Origin of the sequence: Cupriavidus metallidurans CH34 (genome assembly GCF_000196015.1) — a bacterium.
In the GTDB taxonomy this organism is placed as follows: domain Bacteria; phylum Pseudomonadota; class Gammaproteobacteria; order Burkholderiales; family Burkholderiaceae; genus Cupriavidus; species Cupriavidus metallidurans.
This window is the reverse complement of the sequence record NC_007974.2, coordinates 1,858,411-1,871,011: the sequence shown is the minus strand read 5'-3', so window position 1 is coordinate 1,871,011 and position 12,601 is coordinate 1,858,411. Positions and strand designations below refer to the sequence as shown.

Sequence of the window (12,601 nt, the reverse complement as noted above, 5' to 3'; positions counted from 1 at the left end):
GTTCTCGATCAAAGGCCAGCTAGCGACTCACCTACGACCTGGCCGTCAATGATGTGCTCGCCATGTCGTATGGCCGCACGCTTTGCTAACCCTAAGTCAGCCCAGTGCATGTCTGGGACGTGAAACACCCGCGCGCAATTTCCGCTCGGTGGCTCACCTTCCCGACAGATGACCACGGACGCGCTGTATGAGCGGTCTGGTCGGCGCTCGTGCCATTCGCGAGGCGAGTCGAACTTGTAGACCAACGGGTAGATATCAAAGCCCTTGCAGTTTGCAGCAGGGTAGTTGTCCATTATGTCGCTCCACGTAGGGTACGTTCCGGCACGCGCTTTCCGTCACGGCGTTCAGGTGCGCCACCAATGCTTGAGAGTTGCCACCATCGCCTTGGCAGACTGTCTCGTACCTTCAATCCACATGCAGGTGGCTAGCGATTGACGGTCGTGCGCCGCTGCGAACAGCGCATGGAATCAGTCTTGTGGCTCTCCATGGTGAGACGCGGCGCTTCGTCAAGCCATGCCATAAATCAGATCGACGGCGAACCTGCCATAGTGAAGCGCTGCCTGCTCCGCCGCCGCGTGTGTGTAGTAATCATCCTCTTCGTCGAAGGATTCAAAAAATATCCGATCGTCCCTGTCTGCCGTATATCGGATGGCCATCCGATAGCGCCATTTCGGCCCGGGGGCACACGTTTGAATGGGCTCGCCGGGTTCCTCGAATGCCGCGACATGTATGTACATGCCTCGGTATCCTTGGCACAGCCATCTCATTCGTGCCGGCATGGTAGACGTTCCTCAAATTGCATCTGTCCTAGCTGCCGATGACGATCGTGGCGCCAGCGCATACCATCACCAGCAATGATGTGGAGTAGCTGAACGCGCTAACCCAGTAGAGCGCGCGGCTCGGTGTCTCGCTTCGTCGGTGGTGCCACTCAAATAGTTGCGAGAGAACAAGCAATGCGAAACTGGAAAAGTAGATTGCCAACACACGCTTCTCCCGCAGATGATTGGCCTCTTCCCACGGTTTGCCGGTTCAGTAACGCCGGACGAGGCGTGGCGGAACAGAAAGGAAGCAAGCGCGTACCGGAGCGGACCGGCGCGTGGATTCGCTCGCATCGCGCTGGATGCGAGGGGGCCATGCGCCATTGATTCGAATCAGGGATGTGCTCGTCTCCGTCGTTGTCTCGCGCAATCTACGCCGCCAATAATTGCGGCGCAGCGAGAAGATCAAGGAGACGGCATTGAAGAGGGGCCCCGTAGAGGCGGGCAAGTCAATCCAGGTGGCGTGGCTGCTTGAAGATCCTGCTCAATCTGTTATACGGGGCTTTCCTACCGTAGTCAATGAAACTCTGCCGCTCAAATCTGGACGCTGTCCGATTCAAGATGGTGTGGCGTTGATCCGCGTACTTGGATCGAGATGATGCTGTTGTGTGAGGCGCGATTCAGGAGTGCATGTTCTGGGAAACTGCCGTCTTGAGGCGCGAGTTTCGATGCGGTCGCGTTCGATCACTGTACGTCGATGCTGGCCCAGAGCACCCGGGGGCGCGACGCATCACTGTGAGGCAGTTTGCGCATAGGCATATAGAGACCTCTTGTACTGAAGGAATGCGACTGTAGTATGCGGCGTTGAAAAGCCAGGGGTTGTTTCGCCGAAGGTCCGTTCATTGCCTCGCGCCGCGCTTGCAAGATACGTATCGATTGTCGTGAGATGTTCATTGACCGAGGTGCGGTGTACCTGTATAAGTATGATCGCAGGATCTTCAAGCGTAACCTCGAAGCGTTAGGTGTTTACCTCGGCAGCACCACTTTCTCTCCATGTTTCCTCCTTGATCGTCATGCCTCGTCCGCTATTTCGGCACGGCGAGAATTTTTAAGGAATTTCTACATGGAAACCGGTACTGTAAAGTGGTTTAACGATTCAAAAGGTTTTGGTTTCATCACGCCGGATGCAGGCGGAGACGACCTGTTTGCCCATTTTTCCGAAGTGCAAGGTAATGGGTTCAAGTCGCTTCAGGAAGGCCAGAAAGTGCGCTATGTGGCCGGCGTAGGCCAGAAGGGCCCCGCGGCGACCAAGATCGAACCGATCTAAGGTAGCCCTCGAAGTTGCGCAAGAAGCCCTGCCGGGAGAAAACCGGCGGGGCTTTTTCTATTTCGTGACGACGAAATAGGTGCGGCGCGATGGGTACAGAAGAGCAAGCAATTGTGCAAGGCCGCCGCGGTGGCCCTGGCCCGGCTAAAGTGATTGGTAGCGGCTGGCGACTGTCAGAATCGGCCCTTCGAAATTTGGACGATGCTGGCGAGTCCGGCCGCATCGCTGGCGCAGTTGCCAGCCTGTAGGCTAATGCGTGCAGCATGGGCATTCCCGTCGCTCGCGCCAGTTTGAATTTGCGCACGGAGCAGCGAATGTCCGCAAGTGGTCTGCACCGAGTTCTAACGCTGGCGCTCCGCCCAGACGCTCTCAATGATGTGACGGGTCGTTGGGCTAATGATGATCTTTCCCAACTCGGCTTGCGAAAACCACTGGCAGCCCTGGATTTCCTTGCTTGGCTTCGGCACGGCCGATTTCCCAATATTCGCGACGAAGACGTGGTGCACGGTGGTTGCGCCAACGACTTGAAACAAGAATCCGAGCCCGCGAGCCAGTAACGTGGTCTCCTCCAGAAGTTCCCGGCCTGCTGCGTCAGCAAACGTCTCGTTCTTTGTCGGACGGCCACCCGGTAGCGCCCATCTGCTGCCGTCCTTTGAAACCAGTAGCACGCGGTCGCCGCGCGCGCAAACTACGGTGGCCCTTACCTTTGTTTTCATGGTTCGAGTGGAGAAAATCCATGCCTGGCGGGCATCATACCGGGAGATTGCCGCTTTGCAGAAGCCGGCAGTCTAGGCGAGGTCCTCCGTGATGCAAGCGGCCGAAGGGTAGCTTGACGCGTATCGGCGGGCATGACCGCCGAATCGTATCGCCACATCGAAGCCATCCGTGATCATGTCGCCTAGCTCGTCGCGCGTAATCAACTCGAGTTGCAAGTCGGGGTGACGTTGCAGGAACGCCCCAAGCCGCGAACCTAGCATCAGCCGAGAGAGGAACGGGTCGATGTTGACGCGAAGGCGCCCATTGATAGTCTTCGCACTTCCGCTTGCTGACGCAGTGATGGCGTCGAGGGTTGCGATCAACGGTATGACCTGCTCGTAAAACGATCGACCCTCATCAGTCATCGGAATGGAGCGCGTAGTACGGTCGAAGAGCCGCAACCCGAGTTGTTCTTCGCGGCGCGCAATCGCACGACTGACACCTGGCTGCGACATGGCGAGCGCGTCGCCCGAGAACGGCCTACCAAGTGTACTTCACGCCCACACGCAGCGCGTAGTGGTAGAAGCTCTGCGCGCCCCACGCCCCGACACATTGGTCCATCCAGTCCAGCGCTTGCTGAACTGGGCATTGGCACCAATTTTCACCTCATAGCGGTTGCTCGGATACATGCTGCCCAGCGGTAGTTCGTTGAACGAGATGTTGCTGGACACACCGGTGTGCCACCAGTTCAGCGTCAGGTAAGGCTGCCACTTGGTCTTGCCTTCCTCGCGCACATACCAGGACTCTCACCTCGCTTCGACCAAGAATCGCGCGAGATTAAAAAGGGGGGAGTTCGAGGCGTCTTATCGTGCGAATCCTCCAAGTCAATACTGCGTGGATCAAGCCTTCTTCACATACGAGTTACACCATCCATTCGCGGAGACCTGCTTGCCGGCGAAGATTGGACAGGGCCCCCATGCATCGCCTGGCTTGCCCTGGTATAGCTGGCAATTGCTGCACTTCTGACTGACGTCGTGTTTCGCGAATTTGGCTTTGTCGACCTTGCTTGTATCGTGCTTGTATCCCAGCGCTACCGCTTGAGGGTCCTTCTCATCCAGTTTCGCAGTAGTTTGCGCTTCCGCCTTGCCATCAACCCCGGCCACGGTGGCCAGAACAACTCCCGAAATACTCGATAAAAATCGCCTTCGATTCGTCATCGCGATACCTCCTCCAGGTTGAAACTCGCAAGGATGCGCGAGTGCATCCAGACGTCGGCAGCGCGACCGCGTTGCCGAATGAATCTTCAACTCTTCTTATAGGTCGCGCGGGCGATGGATGCTGTCAGTGATTGTCCGACGTTGCGCGAGTAGTGACGCGGAAGGCAGCGCCCCGTGCTTTACAACGACGCTTGCAGTGCCTTGGGAGTGTCTTCGCCGTCCGTTTGTGGCGGCTGGGTGGGTTTGAGTGCCAGTTCAGCTTTCAGCATGGTGTGGCCTGGCTGCGAGCTCACGGTCAGTGTGCCGCCCACGCGCGCGATGCGCAGGTGCATGCTGCGCATCCCCACGCTCATGCCGGCCTGCCGCACCGCCGCGACGTCGAAGCCGACGCCGTCGTCGTCGATGCTCAGCAACAGCCGATTGGCGTCGGGGAGTTCCAGGCAAACGCGCACGCGCCGCGCGCGGCTGTGCTTGACAACGTTGGTCAGTGACTCTTCCAGCAGGCGGATCAGCGCCAGGCATTGCAGGGCGGAGGGCGGTGTCCGCCACTGGGCGGGGCACTGCCAGTCGATGGCGATGCCCAGTTCGTCGAACAGCTCCGTAAAGCGGTAGCGCAGAGGCGCGATCCATTCCAGTGGCGTCGCCGGTACCTCGACGCCAACACTGGCGCTGCTGTCGATGGTCTGGCGCAGGTCATCGCGAATCAGCTTGAGCATGGAAAGCACTTGCTGGCGCTGCAGCGGTGCCTCGCTCTGTTCGACCAGGGCCATCATGTGCACCAGCGATCCGCCCACGCCGTCATGCAGGTCGTGCGCGATCTGCAGGCGTTCTTGCAGACGGGTGTTGCCCAGCGTCAGCGCGTGCTCGCGCGCCAGGGTCGTGGCCAGTTCGGCGCGGGCATCGGTGATGCCGTCGGCCAGTTCCTGGTTGAACTGCTCGATACGACGTACGTTGTGCGCGTGGCGCAGCCCCAGGATGCCGGATAGGCATAGGGTGACCACAATGCTGGTGTAAGGCGAGATTGGGTACGACCCGCGGAGAACGGCCAGCAACAGCAGGAGGTCGTGCAGGCTGGCGGCTAGCAGGATCAGCAGGCAGCCTGCCAGCAGCGCGTGTTCCCGCTGGCGTGTGCGCAGCGCATGGAACGGAAACTGCAGGCCATTGAGGTAGAAGATCGCGGCGGCAACCATGACGCCCACCAACTGCGCATGACCCACGTACGCATCCGGCACCACCACCTGGGTGGCCAGCAGTATGCCGGTGATCCACCACAGTGCCCGTTCGATGCGCGGCAGGTGCTGCCCGCCAAAGCGCCAGGTGAACACACAGAAGCAGGCGATGGACAACAGCAGCGCCATGGTGTTGAAACGCGCCACCGTCAGCGTACTGTGCCATGGCCAGGGGGTGGTCACCAGCACGTTGGCGATGAACAGTACCCAGAACAGGTACATGAGCGCGTACCAGCCATAAGCGGTCTGCTCGCGCCGCACCACCCAGATGCAGAAGAACAGTGCCGCCATCACGCCCGAGACGATGATGTTGATCATGAACAGCGTGCGATGGCGCCACCAGATTTCGTCATAGCGCTGCTGCATCGCCAGCGAATCGCCAACGAAGACCGGCCCCAGCCCCAAGGACTGCCCGGCCACACCCACCACGCGCACCCAGAGCGTGTTCACGCCGTCATGAATCCAGGCTTCGGGCAGGCGCCAATGGCGCGGCAGGTTCCAGCTCCGCGACAGCGGCTCGATGAGTTGCGCGTCGCGCCACAGCGGCTCGTCGTTGATGAAGGCTTCGCCCGCCATCACCACCGATTGCAGTACCAGCGCGACCGGTTCGCGCAGTGTGCCCGGGCATTCGCGCTGCCAGTCGATGCGATACCAGACGCTGCCGCCGAAGCCGGGCTGGCGGCGGTTCCAGTCGTCGGGCAATGTGACCGAGCGCCACTGCGAGGGATCGGGGCGCGCGCCGTGTGGGCCCGCTTCGGCCGTGCTGACGGTGAGGATGCGCACCGAACATTGGGCCGTTGGTGTCTGCGCCCAGGCCGACGCCGCAACCAGCCACAGCACGAGGTGCGCGAGGCAGGCGAGCCAGCGCTTCATCCCAGCAAGCCACGCGAGCGCGCCGCGTTGATCGCCCTGGTGCGCGACGAGACGGCGAGCTTGCGATAGATATGCTTGATGTGGCATTCCACGGTGTAGCGCGAGAGGAACAGGCGCTCGGCGATCTCGCGGTTGCCCAGCCCATCTGCCACCAGTCGCAGGATCTGGTGTTCGCGCGGGCTCAGGCGTTCGGTCGATGGTTCGGGTGTCTGGGCATTGGCCGACTCGCTCGGGCCGGGATGCAGTTCCTCAATGATGCGCCGGGCGATGAACGGGTCGATGGGCGCGCCGCCGCGCAGCACGCTGCGCAGGGCCAGTGCAACTTCAAGATCGTCGCGTTCCTTGACCACGTAGCCGGTGGCCCCGGCACGCAGGGCGGCCAGGATCGCATCCTGGGTGCTCCATGCGGAAATCACGAGAATGCCCAGTCCGGGGTCGGCCGCGCGCAACTCGGCGATCAGGTCGATGCCGCTGCCATCGGGCAGGCCCAGGTCCACCAGTGCCAGCGCCACGGGCTGGTCCGTCACGCGGGCGCGTGCTTCGGCCAGCGAAGCGGCCAGTACAAGCGCATCTGGCGCATAGCCGAGCTGTTGCAGCAGGTTCTCCAGCCGGCGAGAGACCAATGGGTCGTCCTCCACCAGCAACGCCGGCGCAGGCAAGGTCAGATCGGCGGCAAGCGTGCGCAAGGGCATCGGCCCGGGCTCCCAGAAGAGACGAATCAGCGCGCATTATGCGGCGCGCCGACCACACCGGGCCATCCCTTGAAACCAGTATTTAGTGGGGGTATTTCGCCGGGATTCGCGGTGGTGCCGTCGCCCTGCTGGCGCATCGCGGCGAAATACCAGTTTGTAGTGATAGGCAGGCGTTGCCGTCACTTATCTAATTGCCTCCTGCCTCAAGACACGTCCAAGACACGGTCAGGGCACGGGTGGCAGACCGGACATCCCGGCTGCCAGGTTACGCATTCCTATTCCAAACACCGCACCACGCCGGGTCACGCACACGGCGTGTATGCCATTGGTCATCAAGTTGGTCATCGAGTCGGTCATCGACTTGGCCACCGGCTCCGGGGAAGTCGTCATGAATCTGAAGCGAATCATCAAGCGTTGCGGCCGCCAGCCTGCCACCGACACAGCGCAGCAAGTCGAATCGGGACAACTCCCATCCCCGCGCGGCGGACGGACGGAAAGACGCCATTGGCACCGGCGCGCGGTATAGCGCCCTCCCGATACCACCAGGCACCGCACGACTCCCACGGTTCTCGGCGCCTTTGCCGTGGCCGGGGTGCCGATCGCCAAGGACAGCGCCGTGATCGAGGCCGGATTTGACGTCAAGGTCGGCCGCATGGCAACGCTGGGTCTGGCCTATCAGGGGCAGATCGCTGGCAATGCCCAGGACCATGGCGTCCAGGGCACGCTCAATGTTCGCTTCTGAGTACGGGCAGGCAGCGCCAATCGCTCACTAATATATGAAAACGAATCGGGGATTCGCCGATGCGATGACGCCGGAAAATGATTCCAACCCCTATGGGCGGGCCGTGCCCCGCTTGCGCGACAGCGAGATGCGCAAGCTTCTTAAAGGAACCTGCCGGGCGACTGCAAGGGCGGCGCGTTCTGACGGCCGTCAGGCGGGGCACCGACGCATCGGACCACCCCGCCCCGGTTACCCGGCGACGCGCTCCGTGTCCGCCATCACGAACCGGTGCTCGATCAGGTCGGCCTGCGGGTGGTAGTACCGCAGGGCCATCGAGAACCGGCCAGCAGGCGCGGGCAGCCAATTGGCGGTACCGGCCTCGGGTTGCGCGTGCTGGATGGCGATGTCGAGCGATCCGTCCGCATTGCGGATCAGTCCGGGCGTGCGGTCCCCAATCGCATAACGGCGGATCGGGTTGGCCGTGAAGAAGCGCCGGCCATCCGGTTCGAACTCGTACATCGACAACGACCAGAATGCGTCGACGGGCATGTTCGCCGGCACGTGCAGCCGATAGCGGTGCCCACCGTCGAATGCCTGTCCGTCGCCATCCACCTGGGCGGTTGCATAGATTGCCTCCGCGCGCTCTAGCGCGCCGAGTCCGACGAGCGCGATGTAGGCGCGGTACACGTAGTCCTTGCCAAAGTTGCCGATGTGGTCCGTGCCGCTGAGCCACGAGCCCTTGGGGCCGCTTCGACGGATGCTGCCCTTGGGCGGGTGTTCGAGCCGGTGGCGCAGCGCCGGCCACAGTCGTGTCCAGGCATCGCGCACCTGCGGATCGAGCGTGCTCCATGCATCCAGCGAGCCACCCCGGATGCCAAGATCGGCCCACCCGTCGACCATGAACTGTTCCTCGGCGGGTACGCCGTTGCGCGCCAGGGCCTCGTTGACGAGCGACAGATATGCCGCCGGACTGGATTCGTCGGGTGTGGTGACGAACCGTTCGGGTTCCCTGGTGCTGGCCTGCAGCTGCATCTGCTCCTGAAGTGCATGCACGGCGGGCGCATCGTGTTCGCCGTCGATGAGCGTGCGCGTCAGCAGCCAGACATCGTTGCAAGGCGCCCGGACCAGCGTCGCGCCGACCGGTAGCGCCTTTGCCGCGCTGGCATGGTGTGCCGGGCCAGCTATCACGAACGTGTGGGCACCAGGGCCGTTGGTGCGCGGGCCCAGGCAGGCGAAGTTGTTTGTGAAGGCATCGAGCAGTGCCACGCTGTAGTAGCGGTCACCCATGTCAGGCATCGCCAGCGTCACGGGTGCGTCGGACAGGTCGAGCCACGCCGACGAGTACAACGTGTCGTTATTGGGCATTGTCACCTGCCGGGCGCGATCGTCCAGCAGGTGCCGGCTGTGATGCAGCCGGTTGGGCGGCTTGCCGCGCGTGGCTTCCTGCTGTGTGAGGCGCCAGCGCGTACGCGCCACGTCATGCAAGGGGAAGGTGTAGACGAAGGCGTCGCCAATACGCTGGTCAAGTGTGGTGGCGTTCAGGGTCATGGTGTCTTCGGGTTTCGATGGTCAGTCCACGGTGATGTGGTTGGCGCGGATCACGTTGCCCCACGCCGTCACGTCATCGCGCACGGTCTGCGCGAATTGCGCGGCGGTCCTGATCGGCGGATCGGCCATGTTCAACTGCATGAAACGTTCGCGCATTTCGGCGCTGGCAAGTGCGAGGTTAACTTCCGCGTTGAGCCGTTGCACGATCGCGTCGGGGGTGCCGGCTGGCGCGAACATGCCGTACCAGCTGTTGGTGTCGAACGGAAAGCCTTGCTCGGTCATCGTGGGCACCTCGGGAGAGGCGGAGCCGCGCCGTGTGCCGCTGATAGCCAGCGCGCGCAGCTTTCCCGCGCGAAGCAATGGCAGCGACGATGAGGTGTCGACGAAGGCCACGCGCACGACGCCGCCCTGCATGTCGTTCAGGATCTGCGGCACCGTCTTGTAGGGCACGTGCCGCAGGCGGATGCCCGTCTGCATCTTCAGGGCCTCCATCGTCAGATGGCCGCCCGATCCGATGCCCCAGGACGCGTAGTCATAGACATCCGGCCGCGCGCGTATGTGCGCGACGAACTCCTTGAGGTTGCGGGCGGGGAAGTCGGGCGCGACCACAAGGAAGTTACCGCCTGCGCCGATCTGGGCGATGGGTGCGAGGTCGCGCAGCCCGTCGTACGGCATCTTTGGCTGCAGCGTCTGGTTGATGACCACCGTGGCGGCGTAAGTGAACAGCAGGGTCTGACCGTCCGGCGCGGCCTTGGCGACGATGTCGTTGCCGATGATGCCGGTGGCGCCCGGCTTGTTGTCGATCACGAACGATTGGCCGAGCCGCTTGCCGATCATTTCAGCCAGCGGTCGGGCGAAAAGATCGGGGCCGCTTCCGGCTGAAGCGGGCACCACCAGGCGGATAGGGCGCGAGGGCCAGGTTGCGGCCGCGCCAGCGGGGCGCAGCGCGACGCCCAGACCCAGCATCGCGAGCAGGCGCAATGTATTGCGCCGGCGATGGTCGGCGATGTCGTTGGCAATGGCATCAACAGACTGTGGGAACGGCATGGCGGGCTCCTAGTGGATGCCGAAGTTGTCGTCCGAGCCGCTTTCCAGGACCATGGCCGCCGCGACGTAGAGGCTGCGCGACACATAGCTGCGCACCTGTTTCGAGCGGGCGCGCAGCCATTCGGCCTTGAGCTGGCGAGCCTCCACGACATGCGGAGCATCGCCGGATGCCTGTGCCAGCAGGTCGATCACATGCAGGGCCAACTGGATCTCGCCGCGATCCGCCAGTCCGCGGGCGTGCCGCACGATCGCGCCGTGATCGGCGATGGCCGCTGCGATCTCGGCGGCTACCGTTTGCGGTGCGGCCGGATGCAGCGTCGTGGCGTTGCGATCCCACCAGCCATTTTCGGAGCGGTAGATGTCGCGGGCGATATAGGTCGGGTCGCCGTAGGTAGGCTGCATCCACGGCTGCTCGAACAGATCCGGTGGTGGTTGCAGCGCGGCCAGCATCTCACGCTCGTTGCAGCCCGCGTTCATCAGTCGCACCACCTCTTCGCGCATCCAGCGCAGTGCCTTGGCGGTGTGCAGCAGTACGTGCTGGCAAGTGTCCTCGCCTTGCAGGGAAGGGCCAAATTCACGGACGACGGTTTCGGGGCGCAGGCTGGCCAGTCGTTCGAGCGTCTCCGCCCAGCGCACGGTGTCGCGCATGGTGCGGAACGGTGTGCCGACATTCGGGATGGAGTCGATCACGGCGGGGCCGCCGTAGAGCAACCGGCTTCCGGGCAGCCAGACGGCGACGGCATCATCGGTCTCCGATGGCGCCCACAAAATCTCGGCGCGCCGATCGCCCTGCCCGACCGTGATGCCTTCGGTGAAGGTCTCGGTAGGTCGGTTCTGGCCCAGCTTGCCGGCCAGGGCACCGCTGGCATGGCGGAACTGGATCTCGGCCATGCGCTCCTGCATCCGCTGCGTTTCCCGATAGCGCTTCTGGCGGGCCAGCACGTTGACATGCGCCAGGATGCGCGGCGTGGGGTCGCCACGTTGCGCGGCATGGTCGAGCCACTGCTTCGCGCCGGCGTTGTAGCCCAGGTGACCGTGGCTGTAGCAGATCGCCAGGACGGGCAGGTCCGTCTGTATGCGCAGGACCTCGATCATGCCCGCCGTAATGCGCCCGCCGGGACCGCTGTCGACCACCAGCAGCCCGCCGCCCACATCGGCGACGAAGCTCTGGCCTTGGCCATGCAGCAGCCAGATGCCATCTCCAATGGCGTCGATGCCCTTGCCGGTGATTAGCGCGGCGGGGCGGTCCTCGATTGCGTTCATGTGCGTCCCTTCCAATTGGCGAAGGGATATTCACGCGCAGATTCGCCGTTATATGCAGTGGGGAAAGTCCCGGCGGGACCACCGCTGGAGCCGGCGAGCGCAGTACTGGCGCGGCCTGGCGGCCTTTCGGGGCAGTTCGGGTGTGAACCGCTGGTTAGCACCCGCAACTGAAAGTAAGTTCCCGGCTCGACCGCAGTAGGCTAGCCGGCCATTTCCGTGGCGCGGGGTACCTGTCTGCGGAGTGGGCTGTCCGGCTGCTTACCGAGATAGTGCACTTCTCGTCGCAACAGCGTGGCGAACTGCTCCGCCACGGGCGTCATCGGAGAATCGGCCCGATAGATCAGGCTTACCGCATGGCTGGGCAACGGATCCTCGATGGGCAGCGCCACCAGATTGGCGCTGGCCAGTTGGCCGGGCACCAACTGGCGCGGCAGCAGGCAGAGCAGCGACCGGTCTTCAAGCAGTGTCTGGATCATGCCGATGGTGTCGCAACGCACGGCCACGCGTGGCAACGGCAGATCGAGTGCACGGAAGGCGTCCAGAATCGCGGCGCCGGGGCCGTGCATCCGCTGGCCCGTCAGCACCCACTCCGATCCCACCAGTTCGCGCAGCCTGCGGGCGTTGCGCAGTGGATGGTCCTTGTGCGCCACCACTACCGAGTCATTGTCGTACAGCGGCTCGGAGACAAACTCGCGCTCGATGCCCTCGTCCGGAATTGGGCTGACTGCCATGTCCATGACACCGGCGCGCAGATCGGAAAGGTGGGCGGGATAGACACCGCTGTCGATGCAGACCTGGACGTCCGGGTGTTGCGATCGAAAGCGCTTGAGCACGGCCGGCAGCAGCAGGTGCGCCGGGCCGCCCGTGGCGCCGATACGGACCACGCCATTGCGCGTGCCCAGCATCTGCGACATCTCGTCGGTGGCCTTGCGCGCCTCGCTGGCGATGAGCTGCGCGCGCCGCAAAAATGCCTCGCCATAGCGCGACAGCACCACGCCGCGCGTAGTGCGTGTCAGCAACGGCACGTGCAGTTCTTCCTCGAGCAGGCGAATGCTCTTGGTGATGGCCGGACCCGAGACATTGCGGGCCTTGGCGCCGGCCCGAATGCTGCCGGTCTCGGCCACGGCAATGAAGTCCTGAAGTTGGCTCAGGCGCATGAAATTGTCCCCAGTGGCTGGCGTTCTTGATGACGTTTTGCCGCCAGCATAGCCGCATTTCCATGTGCTGGGG

The 12,601-nt window shown here is 63.1% G+C and carries 14 protein-coding genes and 1 pseudogene; 2 read left to right on the top strand and 13 right to left on the bottom strand.

All coding sequences use genetic code 11. From position 1 onward, the window contains the following. Nucleotides 1-8 precede the first annotated feature (8 nt). Both RMET_RS34280 and RMET_RS26480 read right to left on the bottom strand, forming a co-directional pair. Nucleotides 9-293, bottom strand: a complete 285-nt coding sequence (locus RMET_RS34280; RefSeq protein ID WP_011519578.1) for a hypothetical protein — start codon at nt 291-293, stop codon at nt 9-11. 213 nt (nt 294-506) lie between these two features. Continuing rightward, nucleotides 507-737, bottom strand: a complete 231-nt coding sequence (locus RMET_RS26480) for a hypothetical protein (protein WP_104669896.1) — start codon at nt 735-737, stop codon at nt 507-509. A 1,144-nt stretch (nt 738-1,881) separates the two neighbouring features. Here RMET_RS26480 and RMET_RS26475 point away from each other — a divergent pair. Continuing rightward, nucleotides 1,882-2,085, top strand: a complete 204-nt coding sequence (locus tag RMET_RS26475; RefSeq protein WP_008646235.1) for a cold-shock protein — start codon at nt 1,882-1,884, stop codon at nt 2,083-2,085. A 341-nt stretch (nt 2,086-2,426) separates the two neighbouring features. Here the strand turns inward: RMET_RS26475 and RMET_RS26470 are convergent, their stop codons facing one another. The 7 genes and pseudogenes from RMET_RS26470 to RMET_RS33765 all read right to left on the bottom strand — a co-directional run bounded on the left by RMET_RS26470 (nt 2,427) and on the right by RMET_RS33765 (nt 7,182). Beyond that, nucleotides 2,427-2,801, bottom strand: coding sequence for an NUDIX hydrolase (locus RMET_RS26470; protein ID WP_011519574.1), 375 nt, complete (start codon nt 2,799-2,801; stop codon nt 2,427-2,429). Between the two features lie 138 nt (nt 2,802-2,939). Continuing rightward, nucleotides 2,940-3,314 (bottom strand): annotated as a pseudogene (locus RMET_RS26465) (LysR family transcriptional regulator); the annotation flags it as partial. Nucleotides 3,315-3,335: 21 nt separating this feature from the next. Then, nucleotides 3,336-3,575: an autotransporter domain-containing protein gene (locus tag RMET_RS26460; protein WP_011519572.1), complete on the bottom strand. Its 240-nt coding sequence runs from the start codon at nt 3,573-3,575 to the stop codon at nt 3,336-3,338. A 105-nt stretch (nt 3,576-3,680) separates the two neighbouring features. Next, complete coding sequence (locus tag RMET_RS26455; RefSeq protein ID WP_017512246.1) at nt 3,681-3,998, bottom strand: high-potential iron-sulfur protein; 318 nt, start codon at nt 3,996-3,998, stop codon at nt 3,681-3,683. A 179-nt stretch (nt 3,999-4,177) separates the two neighbouring features. Beyond that, entirely contained in the window at nt 4,178-6,100 is a 1,923-nt protein-coding gene (locus RMET_RS26450) for a sensor histidine kinase (RefSeq protein WP_011519570.1), read from the bottom strand. After that, a complete protein-coding gene (locus RMET_RS26445) occupies nt 6,097-6,792 on the bottom strand; it encodes a LuxR C-terminal-related transcriptional regulator (RefSeq protein WP_011519569.1) in 696 nt (231 codons plus the stop codon). Before RMET_RS26445 ends, RMET_RS26450 begins: the two co-directional genes overlap by 4 nt. Nucleotides 6,793-7,017: 225 nt before the next feature. After that, entirely contained in the window at nt 7,018-7,182 is a 165-nt protein-coding gene (locus RMET_RS33765) for a hypothetical protein (RefSeq protein ID WP_155714385.1), read from the bottom strand. 193 nt (nt 7,183-7,375) lie between these two features. On the opposite strand from RMET_RS33765, the gene RMET_RS33760 reads away from it, so the two are divergent. Further along, on the top strand, nt 7,376-7,534 hold the full coding sequence (locus RMET_RS33760) for an autotransporter outer membrane beta-barrel domain-containing protein (RefSeq protein WP_141192963.1): 159 nt from the start codon (nt 7,376-7,378) through the stop codon (nt 7,532-7,534). Nucleotides 7,535-7,762: 228 nt separating this feature from the next. On the opposite strand, the gene RMET_RS26435 is transcribed toward RMET_RS33760, so the two are convergent. From RMET_RS26435 to RMET_RS26420, 4 genes are all read right to left on the bottom strand, one after another. After that, complete coding sequence (locus RMET_RS26435; protein ID WP_011519567.1) at nt 7,763-9,061, bottom strand: DUF1254 domain-containing protein; 1,299 nt, start codon at nt 9,059-9,061, stop codon at nt 7,763-7,765. Nucleotides 9,062-9,082: 21 nt separating this feature from the next. Next, nucleotides 9,083-10,108, bottom strand: coding sequence for a Bug family tripartite tricarboxylate transporter substrate binding protein (locus tag RMET_RS26430; protein WP_011519566.1), 1,026 nt, complete (start codon nt 10,106-10,108; stop codon nt 9,083-9,085). 9 nt (nt 10,109-10,117) lie between these two features. Then, nucleotides 10,118-11,371 (bottom strand): alkyl sulfatase dimerization domain-containing protein, encoded by a 1,254-nt coding sequence (locus tag RMET_RS26425; protein ID WP_011519565.1) that lies wholly within the window; start codon nt 11,369-11,371, stop codon nt 10,118-10,120. Between the two features lie 200 nt (nt 11,372-11,571). Then, entirely contained in the window at nt 11,572-12,528 is a 957-nt protein-coding gene (locus tag RMET_RS26420) for a LysR substrate-binding domain-containing protein (protein ID WP_011519564.1), read from the bottom strand. Between the last annotated feature and the right edge of the window lie 73 nt (nt 12,529-12,601).